Annotated in this window: 29 protein-coding genes and 1 pseudogene; 5 read left to right on the plus strand and 25 right to left on the minus strand. The window is 41.2% G+C overall.

Annotation, left to right across the window (positions count from 1 at the left end; translation table 11 throughout):
- Positions 1–6: 6 nt before the first annotated feature.
- From obgE to PGQ33_RS00400, 10 genes are all read right to left on the minus strand, one after another.
- Positions 7–1,290 carry a GTPase ObgE gene (gene obgE, locus PGQ33_RS00355; RefSeq protein ID WP_055248620.1) on the minus strand — a complete coding sequence of 428 codons (1,284 nt, stop codon included), beginning with the start codon at positions 1,288–1,290 and terminating at the stop codon, positions 7–9.
- A 73-nt stretch (positions 1,291–1,363) separates the two neighbouring features.
- Positions 1,364–1,648, minus strand: coding sequence for a 50S ribosomal protein L27 (gene rpmA / locus PGQ33_RS00360; RefSeq protein WP_008370482.1), 285 nt, complete (start codon positions 1,646–1,648; stop codon positions 1,364–1,366).
- 5 nt (positions 1,649–1,653) lie between these two features.
- The gene (locus PGQ33_RS00365; RefSeq protein WP_008370483.1) at positions 1,654–1,986 is read right to left on the minus strand and encodes a ribosomal-processing cysteine protease Prp; all 333 of its coding nucleotides are present in this window, start codon (positions 1,984–1,986) and stop codon (positions 1,654–1,656) included.
- Positions 1,987–2,001: 15 nt separating this feature from the next.
- Positions 2,002–2,310 carry a 50S ribosomal protein L21 gene (rplU, locus tag PGQ33_RS00370; RefSeq protein WP_008370484.1) on the minus strand — a complete coding sequence of 103 codons (309 nt, stop codon included), beginning with the start codon at positions 2,308–2,310 and terminating at the stop codon, positions 2,002–2,004.
- 118 nt (positions 2,311–2,428) lie between these two features.
- Complete coding sequence (locus tag PGQ33_RS00375; RefSeq protein ID WP_270205030.1) at positions 2,429–2,842, minus strand: CBS domain-containing protein; 414 nt, start codon at positions 2,840–2,842, stop codon at positions 2,429–2,431.
- An 89-nt stretch (positions 2,843–2,931) separates the two neighbouring features.
- Positions 2,932–4,251: an aspartate kinase gene (locus tag PGQ33_RS00380; protein ID WP_055157219.1), complete on the minus strand. Its 1,320-nt coding sequence runs from the start codon at positions 4,249–4,251 to the stop codon at positions 2,932–2,934.
- 205 nt (positions 4,252–4,456) lie between these two features.
- On the minus strand, positions 4,457–4,939 hold the full coding sequence (gene ybaK / locus PGQ33_RS00385) for a Cys-tRNA(Pro) deacylase (RefSeq protein ID WP_008370496.1): 483 nt from the start codon (positions 4,937–4,939) through the stop codon (positions 4,457–4,459).
- Positions 4,932–6,122: a ribonuclease E/G gene (locus PGQ33_RS00390; protein ID WP_270205031.1), complete on the minus strand. Its 1,191-nt coding sequence runs from the start codon at positions 6,120–6,122 to the stop codon at positions 4,932–4,934. Before PGQ33_RS00390 ends, ybaK begins: the two co-directional genes overlap by 8 nt.
- Positions 6,123–6,830, minus strand: a complete 708-nt coding sequence (locus tag PGQ33_RS00395; protein WP_055157215.1) for a TIGR03936 family radical SAM-associated protein — start codon at positions 6,828–6,830, stop codon at positions 6,123–6,125.
- Entirely contained in the window at positions 6,814–8,679 is a 1,866-nt protein-coding gene (locus PGQ33_RS00400) for a TIGR03960 family B12-binding radical SAM protein (protein WP_270205032.1), read from the minus strand. The genes PGQ33_RS00395 and PGQ33_RS00400 overlap by 17 nt, the downstream gene beginning before the upstream one ends.
- A gap of 825 nt (positions 8,680–9,504) precedes the next feature.
- Between PGQ33_RS00400 and PGQ33_RS16915 the strand changes: the two are divergent.
- Positions 9,505–9,699, plus strand: a pseudogene (locus tag PGQ33_RS16915) (aldehyde dehydrogenase family protein); the annotation flags it as partial.
- A gap of 53 nt (positions 9,700–9,752) precedes the next feature.
- Here the strand turns inward: PGQ33_RS16915 and PGQ33_RS00415 are convergent.
- The 5 genes from PGQ33_RS00415 to PGQ33_RS00435 all read right to left on the minus strand — a co-directional run bounded on the left by PGQ33_RS00415 (position 9,753) and on the right by PGQ33_RS00435 (position 14,866).
- Positions 9,753–10,124 (minus strand): hypothetical protein, encoded by a 372-nt coding sequence (locus tag PGQ33_RS00415; RefSeq protein WP_270205033.1) that lies wholly within the window; start codon positions 10,122–10,124, stop codon positions 9,753–9,755.
- 37 nt (positions 10,125–10,161) lie between these two features.
- The gene (locus PGQ33_RS00420; RefSeq protein WP_118218881.1) at positions 10,162–11,184 is read right to left on the minus strand and encodes an ABC transporter ATP-binding protein; all 1,023 of its coding nucleotides are present in this window, start codon (positions 11,182–11,184) and stop codon (positions 10,162–10,164) included.
- A gap of 26 nt (positions 11,185–11,210) precedes the next feature.
- Complete coding sequence (locus PGQ33_RS00425; RefSeq protein ID WP_270205034.1) at positions 11,211–12,110, minus strand: ABC transporter permease; 900 nt, start codon at positions 12,108–12,110, stop codon at positions 11,211–11,213.
- Positions 12,111–12,127: 17 nt separating this feature from the next.
- A complete protein-coding gene (locus PGQ33_RS00430) occupies positions 12,128–13,087 on the minus strand; it encodes an ABC transporter permease (protein ID WP_270205035.1) in 960 nt (319 codons plus the stop codon).
- Between the two features lie 72 nt (positions 13,088–13,159).
- Complete coding sequence (locus tag PGQ33_RS00435; RefSeq protein ID WP_182451008.1) at positions 13,160–14,866, minus strand: peptide ABC transporter substrate-binding protein; 1,707 nt, start codon at positions 14,864–14,866, stop codon at positions 13,160–13,162.
- A gap of 487 nt (positions 14,867–15,353) precedes the next feature.
- On the opposite strand from PGQ33_RS00435, the gene PGQ33_RS16920 reads away from it, so the two are divergent.
- A complete protein-coding gene (locus PGQ33_RS16920; RefSeq protein ID WP_334294845.1) occupies positions 15,354–15,452 on the plus strand; it encodes a rubredoxin-like domain-containing protein in 99 nt (32 codons plus the stop codon).
- 54 nt (positions 15,453–15,506) lie between these two features.
- Positions 15,507–15,662 carry a rubredoxin gene (locus tag PGQ33_RS00445; protein ID WP_270205036.1) on the plus strand — a complete coding sequence of 52 codons (156 nt, stop codon included), beginning with the start codon at positions 15,507–15,509 and terminating at the stop codon, positions 15,660–15,662.
- Between the two features lie 72 nt (positions 15,663–15,734).
- Here the strand turns inward: PGQ33_RS00445 and PGQ33_RS00450 are convergent, their stop codons facing one another.
- Positions 15,735–15,962 carry a hypothetical protein gene (locus PGQ33_RS00450; RefSeq protein ID WP_270205037.1) on the minus strand — a complete coding sequence of 76 codons (228 nt, stop codon included), beginning with the start codon at positions 15,960–15,962 and terminating at the stop codon, positions 15,735–15,737.
- Positions 15,963–16,124: 162 nt separating this feature from the next.
- On the opposite strand from PGQ33_RS00450, the gene PGQ33_RS00455 reads away from it, so the two are divergent.
- Together PGQ33_RS00455 and PGQ33_RS00460 are read left to right on the plus strand one after the other, a co-directional pair.
- Complete coding sequence (locus PGQ33_RS00455; RefSeq protein WP_270205038.1) at positions 16,125–16,334, plus strand: hypothetical protein; 210 nt, start codon at positions 16,125–16,127, stop codon at positions 16,332–16,334.
- 82 nt (positions 16,335–16,416) lie between these two features.
- Positions 16,417–16,659: a hypothetical protein gene (locus PGQ33_RS00460; protein ID WP_270205039.1), complete on the plus strand. Its 243-nt coding sequence runs from the start codon at positions 16,417–16,419 to the stop codon at positions 16,657–16,659.
- Positions 16,660–16,982: 323 nt separating this feature from the next.
- On the opposite strand, the gene PGQ33_RS17110 is transcribed toward PGQ33_RS00460, so the two are convergent.
- The 9 genes from PGQ33_RS17110 to PGQ33_RS00500 form a co-directional block, all read right to left on the minus strand.
- Positions 16,983–17,126, minus strand: coding sequence for a sortase B protein-sorting domain-containing protein (locus PGQ33_RS17110; RefSeq protein ID WP_442872433.1), 144 nt, complete (start codon positions 17,124–17,126; stop codon positions 16,983–16,985).
- 138 nt (positions 17,127–17,264) lie between these two features.
- Positions 17,265–17,657: a C-GCAxxG-C-C family protein gene (locus PGQ33_RS00465; RefSeq protein ID WP_022220600.1), complete on the minus strand. Its 393-nt coding sequence runs from the start codon at positions 17,655–17,657 to the stop codon at positions 17,265–17,267.
- A gap of 241 nt (positions 17,658–17,898) precedes the next feature.
- Positions 17,899–19,047, minus strand: a complete 1,149-nt coding sequence (locus PGQ33_RS00470) for a double-cubane-cluster-containing anaerobic reductase (protein WP_270205040.1) — start codon at positions 19,045–19,047, stop codon at positions 17,899–17,901.
- 29 nt (positions 19,048–19,076) lie between these two features.
- The gene (locus PGQ33_RS00475) at positions 19,077–20,291 is read right to left on the minus strand and encodes a MalY/PatB family protein (protein WP_270205041.1); all 1,215 of its coding nucleotides are present in this window, start codon (positions 20,289–20,291) and stop codon (positions 19,077–19,079) included.
- Positions 20,292–20,382: 91 nt separating this feature from the next.
- Positions 20,383–21,411, minus strand: a complete 1,029-nt coding sequence (locus tag PGQ33_RS00480; RefSeq protein WP_118219091.1) for an ABC transporter ATP-binding protein — start codon at positions 21,409–21,411, stop codon at positions 20,383–20,385.
- Positions 21,404–22,408, minus strand: coding sequence for an ABC transporter ATP-binding protein (locus tag PGQ33_RS00485; RefSeq protein WP_270205042.1), 1,005 nt, complete (start codon positions 22,406–22,408; stop codon positions 21,404–21,406). The genes PGQ33_RS00480 and PGQ33_RS00485 overlap by 8 nt, the downstream gene beginning before the upstream one ends.
- Before the next feature lie 39 nt (positions 22,409–22,447).
- The gene (locus PGQ33_RS00490) at positions 22,448–23,353 is read right to left on the minus strand and encodes an ABC transporter permease (RefSeq protein WP_416386984.1); all 906 of its coding nucleotides are present in this window, start codon (positions 23,351–23,353) and stop codon (positions 22,448–22,450) included.
- A gap of 1 nt (position 23,354) precedes the next feature.
- Positions 23,355–24,320 carry an ABC transporter permease gene (locus PGQ33_RS00495; RefSeq protein ID WP_022220605.1) on the minus strand — a complete coding sequence of 322 codons (966 nt, stop codon included), beginning with the start codon at positions 24,318–24,320 and terminating at the stop codon, positions 23,355–23,357.
- Positions 24,321–24,420: 100 nt separating this feature from the next.
- Complete coding sequence (locus PGQ33_RS00500) at positions 24,421–26,028, minus strand: ABC transporter substrate-binding protein (protein WP_055248809.1); 1,608 nt, start codon at positions 26,026–26,028, stop codon at positions 24,421–24,423.
- Positions 26,029–26,260: the final 232 nt, after the last annotated feature.

Here is a 26,260-nt window from a genome sequence, read left to right on the forward strand (position 1 = left end):
TCTTTTCTAACGGTAATATTCAAACTGAAGACCGTACATACGGATAGTATCGCCTTCCTGAACACCTGCATTTTCAAGCTGTTCAAGGATACCGGTTTCTTTCAGGAATTTCTGGAAGAAAGCAAATCCCTTCTCGGAATCCAGATTGGTGTAACCAAGCATCTTTTCGATCTTCGGTCCCTCTACTACAAATACATCGTCTTCTTTTTCCACGGTATATGGAAGATCCATGTGGATGATCTCTTCTTCCGGGAAATATTCCTGTTCAAATACGATCGGCTTGTCATCCAACTTCTGAAGTTCATTATTTACATAGTAAAGAAGATCAGAAAGCCCTTCTCCGGTCACACCGGAAATCGGGAATACCTTGATTCCTTTTGGCTCGAACTCATCTCTCAGTCTCTGGATCGGATCTTCATCTTCGGAATAGATCAGGTCAACCTTATTCGCTGCAATGACCTGTGGACGCATGGAAATTTCTTTGTTATAGGCTTCCAGCTCAGCGTTGATCTTGTAAATGTCTTCAACCGGATCACGTCCTTCGATACCTGCCGCATCCACAACATGGATCATCATCTTGGTACGTTCAACATGACGCAAAAATTCATGTCCAAGTCCGACACCTTCTGATGCTCCTTCAATCAGTCCCGGAATATCTGCAATAACAAATCCCTTTGCACCTTCCAGATCTACAACTCCAAGGTTCGGGCTGAGTGTTGTGAAATGATAATTTGCAATCTTTGGCTGCGCATTGGTTACACGGGAAAGGAATGTGGATTTACCAACATTCGGGAAACCTACAAGCCCAACATCTGCGATCACCTTAAGTTCCAGATTCACCCAGAGTTCCTGTGCAGGCTTTCCCGGCTGTGCATACTTCGGAACCTGCATGGTAGAGGTTGCAAAATGCATATTTCCAAGACCGCCCTTACCACCTTTTAAGATAATCTGGCGCTGGTTCTCGCCCGACATATCGGCAATGACTTTATTGGTCTCTGCTTCACGGATAACTGTCCCTTCAGGAACTTTCAGGATCAGATCCTTTGCATCCTTACCATGGCAGCGCTTTTTGCCGCCTTCCTCTCCGTCCTGTGCTTTATATTTTGTTTTGTGACGGAAATCTACCAGTGTGTTAAGACCTTTGTCCACTTCAAAGATTACATCACCGCCGCGACCGCCGTCGCCTCCGTCCGGACCGCCATTCGGAACATATAATTCCCTGCGAAAGCTGACGTGACCGTCGCCGCCCTTTCCGGATCGGATATATATTTTTGCTCTGTCTGCAAACATAATATGTCCTCCTTATTTATGACTAAAAACAAGGCTTCAAACCCAAAAAGTTTGAAGCCTCTGTTAAATCTGCTTATTCAGCTACTGGATAGATAGAAACCTGTTTCTTATCTCTTCCTTTTCTTTCAAAACGAACAACACCGTCAACCAGTGCAAATAATGTATCGTCACCACCGCGACCTACATTGATTCCTGGATGAATCTTTGTTCCGCGCTGTCTGTAAAGGATGTTACCAGCTTTTACAAACTGTCCGTCTGCTCTTTTTGCTCCAAGTCTCTTAGATTCAGAGTCACGACCGTTCTTTGTAGAACCAACTCCTTTTTTATGAGCGAAAAACTGAAGGTTTAATTTCATCATGGTTGTTACACCTCCTCGTATGTCAAATCCATATATTCTCTGTAGTTCTCATCTTCTGCAATCTCTTCCAGACCAAGAACCATCGCGTCAAGCAAAAGCTTTGCCTCGCGAGTCGGATTACCTTTAAGTCGATAGTCAATGAGTCCTTTGGATTCATCGGATACAAGGCTTGTACGGTCATCCGCAAATTTCTCAATGGCATTCAAAGTATTGATCGTAAGTACGGAAACAGCTGCGCAGACAATATCCTGTCCTTCTTCACTGAATCCTGCATGACCATGTGCTTTGAAACCTACACATTGATGTTTTTCATTTTTATAAATGGTTACTCGTATCATATAACCACCAGCTTCTTACGCGTTGATCTTTTCGATCTTAACTGCTGTATACTGCTGTCTGTGTCCGTTTTTCTTGTGGTAACCTGTTTTTCTCTTATACTTGTAAACGATAACTTTTTTAGCTTTTCCGTCACCAATTACAGATGCTTCAACTGTTGCACCTTCTACTACTGGTGTTCCAACTTTAAGCTCGTCACCACTTACTGCGAGAACCTGGTCAAAAGTATAAGACTGTCCGGCTTCCACACCAAGCTTTTCTACTTTAATGATATCGCCTTCGGCTACTTTGTACTGTTTACCACCTGTTGCTATAATTGCGTACATATGGCACCTCCTATTATCATTACTCGCCAACTACGGTGTCTGATCAAATCAGGACTTATAACCTCGTTGTGCGGCATACCTCTGTATTATACAGTGGCATACTGCACAAAGTCAACCCCTAATTTGCGATTTTTTTAATTTTTTCGTAACAATATCCGATAATGTCTTTTCTTGTGATAATTCCTATGAAATTCTGCTGGTCATCAATGACCGGAACAAAGTTCTGATCCATCGCTTTTTCCATCAGATCTTCCATATTGGAATCGGCACTTACCGGCCGGTAATCTGCTCTTCTTGCAATCTTCGTGATTGCAATGTCTTCTGCTCCTTTCAGATTCAGGATGTTCAGCTTCTTAAGTCCCCAGAGCAGGTCTCCTTCGGTGATTGTACCAACGTATTTACCTTCCCGGTTGATCATCGGAATGGATGAGTATTTGTGGTACTCCATGATTTCCATTGCCTGTCTGAGCGTGTGGTAGTCATATACAAATGCCACTTCTGCTTTTGGCTTCAGGAAAAATAATATGTTCATTTTCGTATCCTCTCTTGTATGAATGTTCTGTACAGGGGAGTTTTCCCCAACACCTGTACTATACCATATTTGAGGATCGAATTGAAGATTTACAGCTGAGTGTTAACAAAAATATCATAAATTGCTTTGATTGCTGCTTCAAAGTCGTGCTCTCTCACACCGATGATAATATTTAACTCGCTGGATCCCTGGTCGATCATTTTTACATTGACATGTGCATGTGCCAGTGCGGAGAAAATTCTTCCGGCTGTACCGCGCGTCTGGCGCATTCCACGTCCAACAACAGCGATCAGTGCAAGATCGGATTCCAGTTCGATGTCATCCGGATTCACGGCACGGTGGATGCCCGCAAGCACTTTCTGCTCATGTTCTTCAAATTCATCCTGATGGACGAAGATAGTCATAGTATCAATTCCTGACGGCATATGTTCAAAAGAAATCCCTTCATCTTCAAATACACCAAGAACCTTGCGACCAAATCCGACTTCTGAGTTCATCATTGCTTTTTCAATTGTAATAGAAGCAAATCCACGCTTTCCTGCAATACCGGTAATTGTATACTTCGGCTTTCTGCAGGTTCCTTCTACGATCAGAGTACCCTTTTCTTCCGGTGCGTTTGTATTACGGATGTTGATCGGGATTCCTTCTTTACGAACCGGGAAGATTGCATCTTCATGTAATACGCTGGCACCCATATAAGAAAGTTCACGCAACTCTTTGTAAGTAATTGCTTCGATTCCTTTTGGATTCTTGATGATACGGGGATCTGCAATGAGGAATCCGGATACGTCTGTCCAGTTCTCATACATATCAGCATGTGTGGCTCTTGCAACGATCGATCCTGTTACATCAGATCCGCCGCGGGAAAATGTCTGGATCGTTCCGTCCGGACGTGCTCCGTAGAATCCAGGAATCACGGCACGCTCTACTTTTGAAAGTCTGTCTGCAAGTACCTGGTTAGTTTCTTCTGAAAGGAAGTTCCCATTTTCATCAAACTTGATCACTTCTGCCGCATCGATAAACTCATATCCAAGATAAGCTGCGATTACACGTCCGTTTAAATATTCTCCACGGGAAGCAGCATAATCTCTTCCGATCTTCTTTGCAAAATTATCACGGATGGTGGCAAATTCTTCGTCAAGAGAAAGAGTGATCCCAAGCCCTTCAATGATTTCCTGATATCTCTTCTGAATGTCAGCGAGTAATTCTGTAAATTTCTTCTCTTTTACAGCTGCGCCGTAACAACGATACAGCATATCTGTTACCTTGGTGTCGTCGGAAAAACGCTTTCCCGGAGCAGACGGTACAACGTAACGTCTTGATTCCTCTGAAAGAACGATCTTTCCTGCCTTTTTAATCTGTACTGCATCGGCAAGAGAGCTTCCGCCGAATTTCACTACCTTAATCATCTGTTGGTATTCCTCCATCTCTCAATTCATGTATTCTGATCTGCACATGGCAAACCTGCATTTTCTGTAGAAACACCGTGCAGATGTTTCTACACTTATGTAGTTATTACTTTATTACGCTGACGTGAAAAATGCAAGATTTTCTTTTGGAATCTATTGAAAATCTTGCATTTTGTCTAATAGAATTTCTTTTTTTGAAAACTTTCTATGCATGAATTACATCTGCAAATGTAGCATCCGCTGCTTTTCTCAAATCCTCCGGTGCAAGTGTCAGTTGTGCACCGATTCTTCCGGCACTTACATAAACTTTTTCAAACTGCTGTGCACTTGCATCAATGACCGTCGGAAAATGCTTTTTCATTCCGATCGAAGTGCATCCACCACGCACATAGCCGGTAAGCGGTGTTAACTCCTTTAAATGAAGCATTTCAATAGATTTTTCACCAACCGCTTTTGCAGCCTTCTTAAAATCAATCTCCGCTTCGATCGGGAGCACGAACACATAATGTTCACCACTTTTTCCAGTTGTGACAATGGTCTTGTAAACCTGTTCGTGAGGCAGATTCAGCTTGTCGGCGGTTTCAATTCCGTCTGTGAATTCATCGCATTCATAGGTCTGATATTCATAAGAAATTTTCTTTCTGTCTAAAATTCGCATTGCATTTGTTTTGACTTCTTTTTTACCCATGTAAACTTTCCTCCAGTGTTTTTCGGATTTTCTTTCGTGTAATTTCCACCAGCTGCAGTTTCGTCATTCCAATCACATTTCCCGGATTTGGGTCCTTCTTTAATTCCAGCTGCAGATACGCAAGAAGTTCTTTCTTCTCTTCTGCTGATTTCATGTTGATAAAATCAATAATAATGATACCGGAAATATTGCGGAGCCGGATCTGGCGGACTGCTTCCCTTGCTGCCTCCCGGTTGATCTCCGGAAAATGAGAATTCTTTTTCAGACATTTTCCGGAATTGACATCGATTACAGTCAGCGCCTCGGTTGGCTGGATCACCAGATAAGCCCCGGATTTCATCCATACCCGTTCTTGTCTGGCTTCTCGGATCGCCCCTTCCAGGTTATAGCATTTTACAAGTGGATAAGACGGATCCGTATACGCACGGAGAAGCGGAAGTTCATCTGGCATTTCCGTTTCCAGATAAGTCTGAACTTCTTTATACAAAGCTCCATCTTCTACCGTTTCCTCTACAATAATTTCCGTCAAATCTTTTTTGTAAATATCCCGGAGTGCCTGTACGCACGGATCCGGTGCACTTTGCAGACAGCTGAAGCAGGTCCGCATCTTGCCATATTCTACGATTCTGTGATAGTTCTCTGCCAGTTTGTCAATTTCGGCACGGATCTGTGTTTCTTCTGCTTCCACACAATTTGTCCGGAAAATCAATCCGAAATCACAGTCTATATAGTCCTGTCCCAGCTTTTGCAGTTCTTCTTTCCGGGCACCGTGAATTTTACCGGATACACCAATGGTACGATTGCCGGAAGTCAGTACTACATACTGCCCGGTGAAATTTAAGTTCCCGGTCACGACAGGCTGCTTGGTTTTCACTGCTTCTTTCTCCACCTGAACCAGAAGCTCATCACCGATCACAAGTGGCTTCTTTCCAATCTTATTGGTGAAAACCGAGGTATATTTTCCATCCAGCGCAAAATAGCATTGCTCACCATTGGCAATTTCAACAAATGCGCCACCGATATTCGGAAGGATTTTCCGTACTCTTCCGACATAAATTTCACCCAGGCGGCAGCTCTTTTTTTCTCCGCTACTGCCAAAGTGAAATTCCGTTACTTTCTCATCCTCTAAAAGTGCAAGCACCCGGCGGTTCATGCATTCCGTAAGGAGTACTTTTCGTTCCATCTATACAATCTCCGTTCCAAGCGCATCCAGTGGAACCAGAATCATCTTGCCCTCCGTGTCTTCGGATTCCGCAAAAGTTTCCAGTCTGTGGTGGGTAAAGGTCACTTCCTCCGCATCCATACCAAGATAGCGGACAAACGCTTCTGTGACCAGCTCCGGCTTTAAGTTCTGGACACTTCCTGCTGCCACACGCATATAAATCTTTCCGTCCCGGCATTCCAGCTTGTAGATCATCGGACGAATGTCCACTTCTTTTTCACTCTTTTTCGTCTTTTTGACCACACAGATTTCATTCTGCGCATAAAAAGCTTCCAGCTTTTCAGCAAGATCTTCCGGCAGGCTGCCATTTTTTACCGAAGATAAATAGTCGGCACCTGCTACGATTGACATTCCTTTGCTTTTCTTATCATCCGGGATCTGCACAAAGCTGACGATCTCCATGCCGTCTACCATCTGTTCATTCAGCCGTCTGACCGCTTCTTTGCTGGCGATTGACTCGGTCAATTCGATATCAAAATATTCCCCGTCACTGGTAAGCCCTACGCCAAGTGGATTAGCGAAAGACATGATCATATGCGGGCTGTAACCACTGGTAAATGCGATCGGAATCTCGGCACGGCGAATCGCTTTCTGGAAATACCGCATGATATCCAGGTGTCCGATGAACTTCATCACTCCATTTTTCCGAAATTTAATTCTTGCCTTCAAAGCAGACACCTCCTCCGTAACTTGCTGCCCCACAGCCGGAACATTTTGCACGGCAGTTCGGGGTTACATTCCCTTCCATTGCATTCTTCCATTCTCTTATAAGGAAAGATTTTGTCACGCCACAATTGATGAAATCCCATGGGAAGATTTCATCTAATTCACGCTTTCTGAGATTATAGAAATCCATGTCTACACCTGTATTTTCAAAGGCCTGCAGCCATTTATCATAATCAAAATACTCATCCCACGCATCGTAAATACAGCCAAGACGGTAAGCCTCTTCCAGAACCTTTCCGACCTTCCGGTCACCGCGGGCAAAGACGCCTTCCAGAACGGTTACTTCGGCGGTATGCCAGTTGTAGCGCAGACTCTTGCGGTTCAGCTGGTTGCGGAATGCTTCCTGTACAATTCCTGCACGGCGGATATATTCTTCCATCGGCTGCATGGTCGCCCACTGAAGCGGTGAAAATGGTTTCGGTACAAAGAAGGAACTACTTGCCGTGATCTGACATTTTCCATTTCTCTGATCCTTCGGAATTTCATAATACCGGCGTGCTACTTTATCTGCAAGAACAGCAATTCCTTCCATATCTTCCTGGGTTTCGGTCGGAAGTCCAAGCATGAAATAGAGCTTGACCTTCGTCCATCCACCTTCAAAAGCCTGTCCTGCACCATTTAAAATGTCGTCTTCCGTCAGACCTTTGTTGATTACATTACGCATCCTCTGTGTTCCGGCTTCCGGGGCGAAGGTCAGACTGCTCTTACGCACATCCTGCACCTTGCTCATAACATCCAAAGAAAATGCATCGATACGAAGGGACGGCAGGGAAATGTTGACGCCCTGTGTGTGGAACTCATCGATCAGGAAGGTGACGATCTCTTCCAGTTCGTTGTAATCACTGGAACTTAAAGAACTTAAGGTGATCTCTTCATGTCCCGTATTTTTCAGCATTGCACGTGCCGTCTCTTTGAGCATGTTGATATCACGCGGACGTGTCGGACGGTAAACCATTCCCGCCTGACAGAAACGACATCCACGGATACAGCCACGCTGGATTTCCAGAACGGCTCTGTCCTGTGTAACCTTGATAAACGGAACAACCGGCTTTAACGGATAAGTTGTCTGGCTCATATCTGCTGCAACTACTCGTTTGATTTTTTCCTTTGCATGCGGATTGTTTGGCAGGAAAGATTCGATTGTGCCGTCTTCTTTGTAAGTGACATCATAAAAAGAAGGAACGTAAATTCCCTCAATCTCTGCTGCCATTTCCAGAAATTCTTTTCGGCTTTTTCCGGCTCTCTTCCACTTTTTGTATGCTTCCAGAAGTTCATCATAAACCACTTCGCCCTCTCCGATATAGAACATATCGAAAAATTCAGCCAGTGGCTCTGTATTGTAAACACATGGTCCACCACCAATGACAAATGGATCTTCTAAAGTTCTGTATTCACTGTGAAGTGGAATACCGGATAAATCCAGCACCTGCAGTACATTGGTGTAACACATCTCAAACTGTAATGTGATGCCAAGAAAATCAAACTCCTTCACCGGATCCTGAGATTCCAGGGTAAAAAGTGGAATATGTTTTTCGCGCATGATCTTATCCAGATCGATCCACGGAGAGTATACTCTCTCACACCAGGTATCCTCCCGGCGATTGAACATATCGTACAGAATCTGGATCCCCAGATGGGACATACCAACCTCATATACCTCCGGGAAACACATTGCAAAGCGGATTTCCACCGCTTTTTTGTCCTTCATGACCGAATTGACTTCATGGCCAATGTAGCGGGCAGGTTTCTCTATATTCAGTAAAATATCATCATCTAATGCTAATTTCCTCATTTTTCCTCCGTTTTTAGTTCTTTTGCTCTTAATTCTATAACGATTCACGCCGTAAATACAAGCAATATTTACAATTTTTTAACTTTACAACTATACCATTTATTTCAGAAAATTGCAAAATAAATGAGGTGAAAACAGCCTGTTTTTGCTATTAAGTAACAGAAAGTGTAGTTTCTGTACTGTAAAAGACTGTATGAGATTATATGTAACAGTTTGATCTTTTATAAGATTTTTGTTGCCTGTTACGCAATGATATGACATATACATTGAATAATTATTCATTAAAATGTATTTTATACATAATTACGAATCTAGTCAATAAACAACAAAACAATGTCCTGGAAAACACATTGCAAACCGTATATGTTTTGCAGTATTCCCTTTCATTGTGGGAAAATCTGAAATAATTTAAAAAATTAAAAATTAAAATAATGCTTGTTTTATGGCATTTTGCAACAAAAACTATAGTTCTGTTACCATGTAAGACCATATGATACAACACACGATTATATAATTATATTTACGGACACTATCTTATTTTTAGAAAGGCATCACTTATTTTTGACATATCAAGTTCTTCACTTTTATCGCTCATATGAATTTTGTCATATAGTGAATCGACATATTTTGTCATAATGCTGCTTGTATCAATTATATCTCTTTGATCGTCAATATAAACGTCTTCAGTCATATCTACAGTTGAATGTCCTAATAATTTAGAGATTACTTTTAAATTATTAATATTCTTTTTCAATAATGTGGCATATGTGTGCCGTAAGTCATACCAGCAATAATCATCAGGATTTATATCACATAATTCAAGGACATTTAGCTTCCAGCGAGATGCCTTTCGGAGGAGTCGGTGAAAGCGGAATGGGCTGTTATCATGGAAAAGAAGACTTCCATTGCTTCAGCCATATAAGAAGCATCGTAGACAAAAAAACCTGGATGGATCTCCCGATCCGCTACCAGAAATACAGTTTGATAAAAGAAAAAATGCTGAGACTCTTCCTGCGCTAAATGCGGCGCAGGGAGAAAACCTGGCATTTTTTATCAATAACTAAATTTTATCTTTAATCGTTTATCAGAATATAATCTAATACCGTACCCAGCAAAAGAAAAGCAAGCCCAAGGATCATCACCGCCGTTTTCAGTCCGATTACCGAAAAGTGTTTTCTCCATCCGGCATCCTTAAACTCCGGTTCTTTCTTTTTTCCTTTTCCCATAACCATTCCTGCTACTACAAACAACAAAAGTGCCACAATCAAAAACAAACCGTTCTTTGCCATTTCCAGACCATTTGAAAATCCTCCACCAAATAAAGTTCCACATAGAAACAGTAAAATGAAAGTAACCACTCCTGTGCCGGCTCCGATGCATAGCATCTTTCCAATATCTCTTCCAAAACATCTGCTTTTCTTTTTAATTTCTTCCTGTTTTATCATCTATATTTCCCTTTCATTTCTGGCATAGATTTCCTACTTATTCATTTTTATAATCCGGCATCATCACTTTCGGTGCCAGAGGATGATGAAGCCAGCAGGCTGCAGTATGCCCATTTTCAAATTCGAAACGCTCCGGCATCCTCTCTTTACAAATCTGCATACAATATTTACATCTGGTAGAAAACGGACAGCCCGTTGGTGGATTTAATAAATCCGGAGGATTTCCCGGAATCGATGCCAGAGCCTCTTTATTTTTCAAATTAAAATGCGGTACCGATTCAATCAAAGCCCAGGTATACGGGTGTCGCGGATGATAGAAAACATCCCGGCTGCTTCCTTTTTCCACAATTACACCAGCATACATTACCGCTATTTCCTGTGCAATATTTGCCACAATCCCCAGGTCATGTGTAATCATAATTACCGTTGTTTTGTGCTCCTTTTGCAATTCTTTGATCAAATCCAGGATCTGACTTTGAATGGTCACATCCAGTGCGGTCGTTGGTTCGTCACAGATCAGAATCTTCGGATCACATGCAAATGCGATTGCGATCATCACCCTCTGACGCATACCTCCCGAAAATTGGTGCGGATACTGTTTCGCACGTTTTTCCGGTTCCGGAATCCCTACCTTTCGGAGTATTTCGACAGCTTCTTTTTCTGCCATCTTACGATTCATGCGCTTATGAACCATCAAATTTTCCATGATCTGCCTTCCAACACGCATCGTTGGATTTAATGCTACTAAAGCATCCTGGAAAATGATCGCACACTCTCCCCCCTTATACGCCTGCCACTGTTTTTGATTGTAGGTTAGAATGTTTTCTCCGCGATATAAAATTTTACTGTTTTCCTTAATCTCACCTTGCGGCTTTTTGATAAGTCCCATGATTGCTTTAGCCGTAACCGTTTTTCCGCACCCGGACTCACCAACGATCGCAAGTGCTTCCCCTTCTTTGATAGCAAAAGAAACACCTCTTACCGCTTTTACTTCTCCTGCATAGGTATGATAGGACACACGAAGATCTTCAACTACAAGCATTGGATTTTTCTCATTCATATATTTCTCCTCTTAGAACCCTGCATTTAATTACGAAGTCTTGGATCAAGCGCATCCCGAAGCCCGTCCCCCAAAAGATTAAACGCCATCACAATAATACACAAAACCACACATGGAAAAAACAACTGCGTCGGATAAAAATCCATAGCCTGCTGTCCTTGGGATATCAGCACTCCAAGGCTGATTTCTGGAGGGATCAGACCAATTCCAAGGAAACTTAAGCCTGCTTCCATAAAGATAAAGGAAGGAATAGAAGTAGAAGCATCCAACAGCAATATTCCCAGCATATTGGGGATATAATGTTTCAAAATAATCCGAAGGGGACCGGCTCCAAGTGCTTCGGCAGCACTTACATACTCTGCTTCCTTTAATTGCTTGATCATTCCTCTTGCCTGTCTCGCAGTATTACACCAGGCTGTGATACTGAGGGCCACTAGCAGAGAAAATAAATTTTTTCCAAGCACCATCATAATTAGAATCGTCAAAAGCAGACTCGGAAGAGAATCGATTACTTCTATGATCCGCATCAGAGCATCATCTACCCAGCCTCCAAAATGCGCCATCATCGCGCCATAAAAAGTACCCATAAAAAGCTTTAGGGTAGTTGCAACTAACGCTATGATCATCGAAACTCTGGCACCGGCCCAGACTCTTGAAAAAAGATCCCTTCCCAGTCGATCCGTTCCAAACCAGTACGTTGCACTGCAGCTTTTGTTCTTTTGGGCAATGTCCATATTGATATAATCATACCCTCGAAGATTTGGACCGATAATTGCCATAATCGTAAGAAGAATAAGCACCAGAAGAGCCCCCATGGCAACCTGATTTTTCTGAAGACTTCTCCATGTATCCTGCCAGTAAGAAATCGTGGGACGTTCGTTAAACTCCATACCTTCTTCATATCCGATGATTTCAAATTTAGACACGTTTCTTCCCCCTTTTCCTAGCGTTTCTTATGATCAGGCAGCTGAATCCGTGGATCTACTGCGACATATAAAATATCAGTCAGAAACAGAACAATAATATACAGCACCGCAAGCAGAACTGTTTCTCCAAGAACGATTGGCAAATCCTGATTATTCACTGCCGTAACATAATACTGCCCGATTCCCGGAATCGAAAAGATATTTTCAATAAAAAAAGATCCGGTAATACACATCGCAATCGTCAGCGGAAGCTGTGTCATAACAGGAATAAATGAATTCCGCAGAATATGTCTTCGAATGATTGCACCCTTACTCAGTCCTTTTGATTCCGCAGTCAAAATATATTCCTGATTAACAACATCCAGCATCGATGTTTTGATTAATCTGGCATAGACCGCAATATAACCAAAGCAGCCTGTTAACGTCGGAAGAACTGTATACTTCCATCCGCCTATCCATAAATCCTTTCCTTCCGGCCACCCGATGATCGGAAACCACCCTAGTGTTCCGGCAAATATCTTTTGCAAAAGAAGTCCGAATACCAGATGCGGAACCGAGATCAAAAAGACCGTCAGACCGACAACCAGATAGTCCGCCACCGTGCCCAGCTTCATTGCCGCCAAAATACCGAGCAAAAGCCCAACTGTAACGCCAAGAAGCATTTGCTGTAATCCAAGTCTTGCTGATACGGGAAGCCTCGTACGGATGAGTTTTCCGACCGTTTGACCTGCATATACGATGGATTCTCCAAAATCGCCTTTCATCATATTCGTCATCTGCTTTACATAACGCTCCATCACCGGACGATCCAGACCGTATTTTGCATAGAGAGCCTCTCTTGCCTGCTTAGGCATTCTGTCTGCGCGTTCGCTCAGCGGATTCCCCGGAATCGCTTCTAACATAAAAAATGTTGCCGTCGCAATCAGAAACAGTGTAAAAAGCATTTCCACAAAACGACGCAAGGTATATTTCAGCATAAATATTTCTCCATATTCAGAAACAAGGCTCCCGTACCTACGAAAGCCTTGTTCTTATTTTTAATCTCTGATTTACTTATTTCTTCCTTCAATATAAGTAATGTAGAATTCCATGCTTGCTCCATAAGAAGACCAGCGGAAATCTTTTACCCAAGGTTTCAGGAAATATTCCTTCGTCGTATAGTATACAGGAATAAATGCACTGTCATCAATCAAAATCTGTTCAGCTTCTTTATAAGCTTCCAAACGTCCTTCATCATCAGTTGCTTTTTTGGATTTATCAATTGCAGCATCAAATTCCGGATTGTTGTAGCAACCTGCAAACATATCAAGGGAATGTGCATAGAATGTTTCAAGCAGGAAATACGGATCATCATTATCGCATGCACAGTAATTCTGATATACATCGTAATTTCCGGCTTCCTGTTCTGCTGCAAATAAAGTGTAATCGTTCATTGCATTCAGCTCAACGGTAATTCCAAGTTTCTGCTGCCATGTCTGCTGAAGATACTCTCTCATGGTAGCATCTTCTGCTGTTGAATCAAAAGAAAGGAATGTGATTGTAACCTTTGAGAGGTCTGTATCCATGTTCAGTTCTTTTAAACCTTCTTTGAACAATTCCTGTAATTTTTCACTGTCACCATCATATTCTTCATATGGTTTCAGGAGCGGTTCTTCTACTGATTTACGGAAAGATTCTCCTCCAACACTAAGTGCCGGCGGAATCAGACCGTAAGCCGGTTTGTACTGTCCGAATGCTGTTTCGATCATCTCTTCACGGTCAATGCTGTAGGTTAACGCTTCTCTGATCTTCTGATTTTTCATCAGTTTTGATTTTCCACCATCTTTGAATTCGTATCCCAAATAAGTAGTTCCCGGATAATCTGCAGCGATCATCTTAATTTCACCTGCAGCTGCTTTTTCTTTATATTTTTTTGAATAATCACCTGTTGTCTGAAGAATATCGATTTCGTCATTTTCAAACATGGTTGCTGCAGTAGAACCTTCTGCTACAAAGAACCAGTTGATGGAATCCAATTTGGTATTGTCTTTATTCCAGTAATATTCATTCTTTGTCCAAACCATCTTGTTATCTTCTACAAGCTCTGTCATACAGAAAGGACCATTATATACATTCAGTGTCCAATCTTTTCCCCAGTCATCTCCTGCTGCTTCTGCAAGATCTTCTCTGGTCGGATAAAGTGGTGTAGATACAAGTTTTGAAATAAATGTCGGATCCTCTGCCAGTAATTTAACTTTGAAAGTATAATCATCTTCTGCATAAGCCTGCACATCATCAGCTGTTCCTTCACCAGTATTGTATTCCTTTGCACCGACTACATTGTAAAGGCCGTATGCATTTCCATAAGCATACTCTGGATTTAACAGACGTTTCCATCCATATTCATAATCATGTGCTGTAACCGGTTCGCCGTCAGACCATTTTGCATCTTTTCTCAGATGGAAAGTATATTCTGTTCCGTCATCTGAAACATCTACTTTTTCAGCACCTTCTAATTCGAAATGCTCTCCGGATTCATCAGCAACATTGCGATAAAGTCCCGAATAACACGCAGCCATCATCCAGCGCCATCCCATATCCTGCACATCGAAATTATTCCCGAAATAATTTGCACTAAGATTCAATACCTGGGTATCCTCACTGGTTGCTTTTGTTTCCTCCTTCTTTGCAGAATCCGATGTTCCCCCGCATCCTGCCAACATTGACACAGACATTATAACCGCAAGTGCCGATGTCAAAAGTCTCTTGAATTTCATTTTCATGTTCCTCCTCAGATTATTTTGTATCATCAGATTTGCTAACGATTTCATGCATATCAAGGAAATCACATTGTCGGCCGGTCATCAAATCGTTTTCTGACATAAAAAAACGACATCTGTTTTACAGCATCTGTCATTTCTAACTACAATTTGATCTTAACATCTAACTGGCCAAGCGTCAATAATATTGTTATTTAATTAACATTTTTAATTTCTATATTTAAAATGTTTTATCCGTAGTATCTATAAGTGGTATTTTCCAACAATAGTTGCTCATTTCTTTAATTTGCTTGATAACTATCTCTAAATAGCATACAATAATATTAGTAATTATTATCGGATATTTATTTTAGGAGGGGAAGTTGTAGATGCAAAGCTTTTAAGCGACAATCCACCGCTTACTTATGCAGATTACCAGAATCATGTAAAGCCAAAGAAAAATGATGTACCTCAGGATAAGAAAATCGTCGGATGGAGATGCAAGATCTGTAACTATGTATATGAGGGCAGTGACCTGCCGGCAGATTTCATCTGTCCTGTATGCGGACATGATGCCAGCGATTTCGAACCGATTTTTGAATAATTACCCTGAATGATTACTAGATATGACAAGCTATTTTAAAAGGAGATCAAAATTATGAAATATGTATGTGACGTTTGCGGATGGGAATATGATGAAGAACAGGGATACCCGGAATGCGGTATCGCACCTGGCACAAAATGGGAAGATGTCCCGGAGGATTTTGAATGTCCGTTGTGCTCTGTGGGAAAAGATCAGTTCTCTGCTGAGTAAATAAAGGGAATATTTCACCGGCGTATTTATGATTCATAACACGCCGGTGATTTTGTGCTGTACTAGAGTAAATTACCTGTCTTTTCCATAAAATGCAAGCATTTCCTGTACCTCTTTTTCATTATCAAACGGGTTTCTGACAATCTTGTATTCTACGCCATTCCATGGAATTGTAATTTTCCTGTTATTCCCTGACATCTGCTCAATTGCCTGCCGTGGCAGCTGCACAATTTCATTTCCATCTTTGTCATAAAAAACCATACCATTATCCCAGTAAATGATCACATGCATCATTTTCATTCCATATCTGCGCACAATTAGGCACACAGCCGCAATTACAAGAAACCAGACGCTGTAAATAAATCCCCCGCCCATCGCGCATATCGGCACGCACAAAATAAAGAAAATCGCAATCGGAAGCATCATATATTTTATCAGGTATTGGATACACAGGAAATACAGGTGGCAGATGCTTCGGAGCAAAAAAAAACGAAAATCCGTCCATCCAAAAATGATACTGACACAAAAACAGCGCAAGAAAAAACACGTTCTGTTGAAAAAAAAGAAAAATCCACGAAAGAATCCAAAAAAAGGCTCCAGTTGTCAAAGAAAAATCCTCAGAATTCTCGCTTTACGGAATCGCAGCAGCTATTTTTCTTGCCACCGGGATAGTATTTTTATTCCTTAAAAAGAAATAAAAATAATTTTTTCTTCCATATTATTTGAAATCAATATATAACAGGAGGAAAATATTATGGGTATGAAAGGAATCAATGAGAATGAGGCTGCTTTAATATTGTGCGTACTGGGTGTGCCGGATCCCAAACACAAAGGAAAGAAATTATATCCTTCCATAAACGAGTCACTGTCATACATGATGACAGGTGTACTTAATATCAAAGGAAAGGAAAATTATGAAGTAGAACCTCATGTCAAAAAAGTATCTGAAGCAAAGCATGAAGTGGTTGAAACTGTACAGCTTCAGCCTTTCGGATAGAATGATTTCCGCAGAATGCGACCACAACGATACTTTATCATATCGTATAATACTGTAAGCGATAATTTTGAAACGAGTATTTTATTAAGACAATTACTTTTAATAGTAGCTTGTTTAAGTGAGAAAATCAACCATTTTAGCCATATCAAAGTCCTGACAATGATATTTTTCTGAATCAATTCCGCATAATACAAGAACACATTTAAAAACATGACTAATCTTAGAATCATACTTATCTGGTTATAAAATTCCCCCTCCAAGATGTATTATACCTGAGAGGGAGAAATAAAATCTCTTGATATCCGCACCGATACGCCCTTTTGTTATTTACTTTTTCTTCTTAATACCAGTGCTCCTGACATTGCTGTAATCCCCATCAGAACCAGATACAATGTCATAGAACTGCTATCTCCCGTCTCCGGAACTTTATCCTTTGCATCGGAAGCCGGCGCCTTTGGTTTTGGAATAGTCTTCTTAGTCTGTTGTCAGTTCAGCCTGTATTTTAAAACCATTACTTTCTTGAAGCTATGAAACCATGTCCTAAACACTTTGTTAGCTTAAGTATAGCACAAATGTGGATGTGTTCCGTATTCGTATCGTTTTATTTATTCAATCCCCATTACTTCTCCTAGTGCAAGCACCGCATTTCTTACGCATTCCGGACATTCACAGAGTACCTTTCCTGTGCCGACGCCCTTCAACTCCCTACAGATCGTTGCTCCGCATTTTTGCTGAAACTTTGCAAGGATTTCTTTGGAATAACGAGGCGTTCCAGCTCCGTCTGTCAGGACTCCGGCGGTCATCACAGCTCCAATGAGTGCCCCGCAGGTTGCTTCCAGACATCCCATTCCAGCTGCATAGCCTGCGGTTAATTTCATCAGTGTCTCATCGTCCAATGAAAGCTTATCTTCAAATACTTTTACCACTGCCTGGGAACAGTTGCATGCTCCGGCAGCTTTTAAATCTGCAGCTTTTGCTGCGCGTTCTTCGATTGTCATATTCAATACCTCTCTTATTTTATTCAATCTGGTAAAATTTTTTCAAAGGCTTCGCCTCAGTCTTAGCTGCTCTCTGAAAAAATTCCGGCATATTCTCCATATACCTGTAAATATACACAGGGAACAGACTGATGCCTGTTCCCTGCCTGTTAATTCCTATTATAACATAAATCTGTTAGAATCCCATCCACTTTTTCAGAATACCGGGACATATTCTTTTAAATTTGATACATTCTAAATCCTAGATCATCTCCAAAAATGCAGCAATTCGTGTATCCAGCTGTCCGATATCTGCCCGAGAATAATCAGTCTCTACATGGATATACGGAAGTCCTTTGGATTTAACAAATTTCTCAATGCTCTTTGCCTCAATATTGTAAGTATGACATGCCTGAAGTGTCATTTCTACTACACCCTCGATATTATACTCTTCAAGGAGTCTTCCCATCAGTTCGATACGGTTGTTATCTGGTGTCATAACGGAACATCCGATTGCAAGATATCTCTCTGCAATTGCTTTGTAGATGTCCTCTGCATCTTCATCGATGAGACGGTCAACAGATTTTGCACCTCCACAGTTTTCATAGACTACAACATTTCCACCGTGTTCTTCGATGGCTTTTACAACCTTCATCGGTGCACCGCTGCTTGGACATCCGGTTAAAAGGATACGTTTCTTTCTCTCTGGTTTTTCACCTTCTTCGTATTCTTTCATCAGCTTTTCACGAAGGGCATCAATTTCTGCCGGCATCTTTTCTTTGTCGAATTTGAACTGGCTTCCATAGAGAACGCCGAACAGCTGGGAACCGTTCATCGGAGCCGGATCATTTTTCATAACTTCGTAGAATTTCTTCAGTGCAATGCGTCCCTGGTTGGATACATGAACAGCATGGCGCACTTTTTCTTCTGTGATCTCTACATTAAATGTCTTTTCCAGATATTCTTTGAAACGGATAATCTCTTTTGTCCACAGTTCCAGGGAATCTTCTCTCTGTGAGTTTGGAAGTTCCATGATATAGACATTTTTGAATTCTTTCATCAGTTCGTACATCTTTTTCTTTCCATCACAGGTTGTCTCTCCGACTACCACGTCTGAGAAATAGAAGAATGGACATTTGTCAGATACGGCAAAACCGTAACTTGCCTTTACCATCGGGCACAGATTCTTCGGCAGATCCTTTTCTGCGATCGGGATCGTTTCATCGGATGTAGAGCAAAGTCCTACGGTAACTGCTCCCATAGCCATTGCGATTTCCTGTGGGAAGTAGGTACAGTACGCACCTACAACCGGAATTCCTTTGTCCTTTACTTCTTTCATTACCAGGAAAGATCTCTGTCTCTGCTCTGCAAATTCTTCAAAAATCTCCGGCAGCTCTTTTACTAATTCCATTTTTATTTTCCTCCTTTATTGTATGCATTTTAAGCATTGAATACATATTTATCCAGACGGTCAAATGCTTCTTTCACTCTGGATGTCGGCAGTGCAAGGTTCATACGAATATACCATTCACCATGGAATGGCTTTCCGTTCTGCCAGAACACACCTGCTTCATATCCCATCTTCAGAACGTCTTCCAGGCTCTTATCATGTGCCTTGCACCATTCTTCACAGTTAACAAACAGCATATAGGTTCCCTGCGGTCTGGTTACGGAAACACCTTCAAAATGTTTGTCGATATAATCACATGCATAAGCGACATTTTCCCCGATCACTTCCCGAAGCTCGCCAACCCATTCCCGTCCTTCCGGTGTATACGCACCCATTAGTGCATGCATGGACAGCACATTCATCGAATTGTAATGGCAGAGGGAAGACTCTTTTAACACTCTGTCTTTCAGGCGTTTGTTGTATATAATATGATAGCTTCCGATCAGTCCGGCAAGGTTGAAGGTCTTTGACGGTGCGTATAAAGCAACCGTTCTGTTTTTTGCATCTTCAGATACAGACTGGGTTGGGATATGCTCGTTTCCATATAAAATAATGTCGGACCAGATTTCATCGGAAATGACGGTCACATCGTATTTTTTATAAATTTCCATTGCTTTCTCGATTTCCCAGCGCTCCCATACACGGCCGGTCGGATTGTGCGGTGAACAGAAAACAGCTGCATGGATCTTGTTTTTCACGATCTTCTCTTCCATATCCTCAAAGTCCATCCGCCAGATGCCTTCTTCATCCTTTTTCAGCGGGCTGTGAATGATATGGTAGCCATTGTTGTTCAGTGTGCCGGTAAATCCAATATAAGTCGGTGCATGGACAAGGACATTGTCACCCTGTGAGCAGACCGCGTGAAGTGCACTTGCCACGCCGCCTAAAACTCCATTCTCATAACCGATATGTTCTTTTTTCAGTCCGGTCACATGATTCCGTTCTTCATGCCACTTGATGATGCTGTTGTAATACTCATCTCTGGTAATAAAATATCCATAGGTCGGATGTTTAGCTCTTTCGATGATCGCTTCAGTAATCTTCGGGAGCGCCGGGAAATTCATATCCGCAATCCACATCGGAATATAATCCATTCCTTCTCTTACTTCTACTTTGTTCCCCGGTCCAAGCATATTTGGAAGGATATCCACTGCAAGGGCATCTTTTCCTTTACGGTCAATAATACTTGTAAAATCGTACTTCATTTTTCTTTCTCCTCTGTTACATACATTTTTTTCTTTTAGTCATCATGATATTGTAGTCAAAAGGTATTTTAACCCCTTTGATACCAGATTGCTACGTGCTTTGCACTCTTGCAAGCAAGCTTGCATCGTCTTTCTGACCTTTTGACCCTGGTATCTCATCATACAGGTGACATGCCACATAATGTCCCGGAACAATCTCTATCATCTGAGGTTCTTCCTTACGGCAGATCTCCATACAGTTTTCACAGCGTCCTGCAAATCTGCATCCAACTGGTGGATTCACCGGACTTGGGACATCGCCTTTTAACATAATACGCTCTTTTTGTGCTGATGCCTCAGGATCCGCAATCGGAACCGCTGATAAAAGAGCTCTCGTATAAGGATGTTTTGGATCAACATATAACTTAGAGGATTCTGTAAGTTCTACCATTTTCCCCAAGTACATTACCCCTATACGATCTGATATATGTTTTACAATAGACAGGTCATGTGCAATAAACAACATGGTCAGATTTTTTTCTTTCTGTAATTTCATAAGCAGATTTATAATCTGTGCCTGTATCGAAACATCTAATGCTGAAATAGGTTCATCACAAAACAAGAATTCTGGATTAACGGAAAGTGCTCTGGCAATTCCAATCCTCTGACGCTGCCCACCTGAAAACTCGTGGACATTTCTCGATGCATGCTCTGCATTCAATCCAACCATCTCAAGTAGTTCCGCTACCATCTTCTTTTCTTCTGTTTTGTTTTTCGCCATCCCATGAATCTGGATTCCTTCTGCTATTATATCATAAACCTTCTGGTGAGGGTCAAGAGAAGCATACGGATCTTGAAAAATCATTTGCACACGTTTTGTAAATGCAAACCGTTCTTTCTTTGACATGGTATGAATGTTTTTTCCGTGAAACAGAACCTCTCCATCTGTTACCGGATACATTCCAAGACAGGTTTTTCCACAGGTTGTTTTTCCGCATCCGGATTCACCAACAATTCCCAGAGTCTCACCTTCGTAAATATCAAATGACACATTATCAACAGCCTTTAACTGTTGTTTTTGAGCAGCCGGAAAATATTTTTTCAAATTTTTAACTTCTAAGATTTTCTTTTGGCTAGGCATGTGCAACACCTCCCTTTGCGGCACGTTCATCCATCATCCAGCAAGATGCCCTGTGACTGGAAGATACCGTTTTTTCCTCCGGCATATACTGTGCACAAATATTCATGGCATGCGGACATCTTTCACAAAATGCACATCCCTTCGGCGGATTTGTCATATCCGGAATGTTTCCTTCTATGGTACAAAGCATTTCTTTTCCATCTCTGTCCAGTCGTGGAACGGAATTTAAAAGGGCTTTTGTATATGGATGAACCGGATGATAGAAAATCTCTCTGACCATACCCTCTTCTACAATTTTCCCGGCGTACATAACTACAATTTTATCAGCCACATCCGCCACAATTCCCAAATCATGCGTAATCAGCAGAATTGCCATATTCAGTTTTTTCTGCAGGGCTTTCATTTCAGCCAGAATCTGCGCCTGGATCGTTACATCCAAAGATGTGGTTGGTTCATCAGCAATCAACAATTTCGGATGAGAAATCAATGCAATTGCGATCATAATCCTCTGCCGCATTCCACCAGATAACTCATGCGGATACTTTTCAAGACATTTTTCAGCATCTGCAATGCCTGTTAACTTCAGCATATCGATTACTTTTTTCTTTTTTTCTTCTTTAGAAGTCGTTACGGCATGATTGTCAAGACTTTCCATGATCTGCTTTCCGATTTTCATGGTCGGATTTAAAGAAACAAGTGCATCCTGAAAAATCATAGAACATTCTTTGCCACGGAATTTTTTCCACTCCTTAGAAGAATATCTTGCGATATCTGTACCTTCAAATATGATCTGGCTTCCTTCCATTACTTTCCCCGGCTTTTTTACAAGCCCCATAATAGTTTTCGCTGTAATCGATTTTCCACAGCCCGATTCACCTACCAGTGCAACCGTCTGTCCTTCTTCAATAGAAAACGATATATCCCGCACCGCCTGCACAGTGCCTCCATATGCAGCAAAATTCACAGCCACATGTTTCATTTCTAATAAATTATTCATTTTTTATCCCTTTCCCTAAGGTGGTTACTGCCTATTTTGCTATTCTACAATTTTAGGTTCTAATGCGTTTCTCAGAATATCTCCCAGTAAATTAAAGCTCAAAACTGTAATTAGGATCATTACACCCGGATATACCGCCAATAAGGGGTAATCCAAAATATGCGCCTGTGCCCCCTGAAGCATACTTCCCCAGGATGCACGTGGAATCTGCACACCTAATCCCAGGAAGCTCAAAGAAGATTCCATCAGAATTGCATTTGCCACACTCAAGCTTGCAGCAACAATAACCGGTCCTAAAATATTAGGGATAATATGTTTAACGATCACGCGGAAGTTTGATGCCCCCAGATTCTGTGTAGCCACCACAAAATCTCGTTCCTTTAATGACATTGTCTCCGCTCTCGTAATTCTTGCAACGGATGCCCAGGAAAACAGACTCAATACAACGATCAGAGTCGGTAAACCAGGCTTTAAAAAGGTATTTAAAATAACCATTAACAGCATACTCGGAAGAGCAAGGAAAATATCTGTGAAACTCATCAAAAACATATCCACTTTTCCTCCGACATAACCGGAGAATACACCTAATGATGTTCCGATTACAACCGTCATGATCATAGACATGAATCCCACCAGCAAAGAAACTCTTCCACCATATAAGGTTCTGGTAAAATAATCTCTTCCGTACTCATCTGTGCCAAACCAGTGACTGGATGAAATACCCTGCAGTTTTTGAGAGGCATCTAACTTATAAGGATCGTAAGGACTAAGAGGTGCCAAAAGAACAGCAATGATGAGAATGGCAAGAAGTACGACACTTACCATAGCAACTTTGTTTTTCCTTAGTTCTTTCCAAATATCTTTCCATACGCTCTGTCTCTCCACAGAAACTTCTACTGTTTTCTTTTTTTCCAGTTTTGCAAATGAATCATTGGTTATTACTATATTATTTCCCACCGGATGCACCTCCCCGTTTAATTCTTGGATCAACAAAGGCATACAATAAATCTGCAATAAAATTACCGACTACCAAAAGAAAACCTGAAAGCATAACATACGCCATGATTACCGGATAATCCCTTGAACCAATCGCAGACATCGCAAAGGTTCCAATTCCCGGCCATCCAAAGACACTTTCTACAATAAAGGATCCACATACCAAAGATGCCAGATTCATTCCCATCAATGTAATGATAGGCAACAGCGTGTTTTTCAACACATGTCGGAATAAAATTTTCGTCTGAGAATCTCCCTTTGCTTCGGCGGTAAGCACATACTCTTCGCTTAACTGTCCGATGGTATTTGCACGGATATAACGGATATAAACCGCAACATGACCGATACTAAGCGTAATACATGGAAGAATCATATGCTGGAACGTATCAAATGCAGATACATTTCCAACGGTATGCATACCGGAAGAAGGTAATACCTTTAATACTGCAGCAAATACAATAATAAGCAGCATACCAAACCAAAAAGAAGGAATGGACATTCCCATATACGCTAACGAACTTATCAAGTTATCAAGCCATGAGTTCTTCTTATATCCCGACCATAAGCCAAGCGGGATTGCAAGTAAAAGTGACAAGATCATAGAACTTCCCATAAGTATGATCGTTGCCGGAAGACGCTGCATAAACTGGGGCCACACAGCCGACTTATTAGATAAGGATACACCTAAATCTCCGTGTACCGCACGTTTAGCCCAGGCAAAATACTGCTCTGTCATGCTCTTATCCAACCCCAATTGTGCAATCACATTAGCTTTCTGTTCTTCCGTCATTTCCGGATTCACATACATATCCGATATGTCACCTGGTGCAAAATAGACAATTGCAAATGAAAAAAAGGAAATCAATATCATTACGATTACTACCTGAGCCGTCTTTTTTAAACAATATTTCCACATAAGTATTCCTCTCTGTAAAACCGAATATATGAAAGAATGTGGCTTGTCTTTACTTTAAAGGCATGCCACATTCCGTATGCTTTTCAGCTAATGTAAATTTTTAATCCACATGAATAGATAAGTAATCAATGAATTCAGGAACAACTGACGAACCATCTAAACCAGTAACATTTTTCTGCGAAACCATAACAAAGTTTGTATATGTAAGTGGGTATTCCCAACATTCTTCCAAAGCTTTGTCCTGAATTGTATTCCAAAGTTCCTGTTTTTCTTTCGCATCTGCAGTTCCTATGGCTTTCTGAGCAAGCCCTGAAACTTCATCACTGTATCCACAATCACAGAGACGATTTGTAAAGTAGCTGATTGCCTGTCCACAGTTTGAACCACGCTGTGAATCCCATCCGTTTGTACCAAGATCCCATGTTGTAGCCAGTTCTTTATCTTTGCTTGCAAAGAAACGTGGGAAGAATGTAGAAGTATCGCAGCTTTCAATATTTACTGTTACGCCGATTTCAGCTAACTGCTGCTGTACGACAGTTGCTACAGCTTCCATATTTGCACGGTCTGAATTGTAAATATATGTAAGTTCTTTTCCTTCCAATCCAGATGATTTTGCAAGTTTTTTTGCTTCTTCCAGATTGAAGTTATATCCTTTACAGTCTTTATTATAAATAGACTGGTCCGGTGTGATGAGGCTGTTCGCTGGCTCTGCAAGTTCATCTGATCCCCATGCAAAATCAACAATCGCATCTTTGTCAAGTGCAAGGAAGATTGCTTTTCTTGCATCCTGAGATAATGTAGACATTACCGGTCCGTGTGGGTTTAACTGAAGGTAATTAAGACGAGCTTCTGATATACTGTACATATTGTATTTATCAGACTCCTCTTTGTATTTCTTCAGGTCTTCTGCGCTTGTAACACGCATATAATCAATTCCGCCATTTTCAAATTCGATCTGTTTTGTGCTTCCGCTGCCGATTGTTTTCATAACGACTTTCTTAACAGAAGGAGTTCCTCTGTAGTAGTCATCTCTTGCTGTATAAACAAAACTATCTTCGTTAATTTCGCTTACTACATATGCTCCAGATGTAGCCATACCCGGTGTTTTGAAGTATGTACTGTCATTAATCTTTGACGGATCATTATCAAATGCATGTGCCGGCATTGGATAGAACTGAGATAACGTTCTGACATAGTTATCATATACTGATGGAAGTACAAATTCCATTGTCTTATCATCAATCTCGTTAATCTGCACTTCTCCACCATTTACCTTGGTGAATGATGTAGGTCCGCCATAAACCAATGCACCATAATCAATGGTAAATTTGATATCTTTTACTGTAACCGGTTCTCCATCACTCCATGTTGCTTTGTCATTAATATGAAGTGTGTAGGTAAGACCATCTTCTGAAATATCAAGCTTATCAGCCAGATAATATTCCAGACCGTCTTTTGTCTCAGCAAATAACGGTTCATAGATTGGACGGATTGCACTTACCAAGTCATCACTGCTCTGTGCACTTGGCTGAAGTGAATTTGGCATATAATTCAATGCAACTGTAAAAGTCCCATCACTTTTTGCCTCTTTCTTCGTGTCTTCTGTCTTTGCGCTGCTGTCTTTCTTGTCAGAACTTCCACCACATCCGGCAAGCATACCGACTGCTAAAATTCCTGCACACAATAATGCGAGTGCTCTTCTTTTCATTTTCCTTTTTCCTCCATTGTATTTTCCTTAAGTTGTTCTGTCTGTGTATCCCCTCGTTAACAACTCTTCAAAAATACTACCAAAATATTTTTTTCTTTGCAAATAGCTTTTTTCTATCACTTTTTGTACTTATTGCTATTATTTATCAATAATTCCAGAAAACGTTGATTTCCCGTTATTTTTGTAACTTTTAACAATTTATTGTTTTTATCTATAACAAAAAATATAACTT

Source organism: Coprococcus sp. AM100_B19A (assembly GCF_027662015.1).
Classification (GTDB): Bacteria; Bacillota; Clostridia; order Lachnospirales; family Lachnospiraceae; genus Allocoprococcus; species Allocoprococcus comes.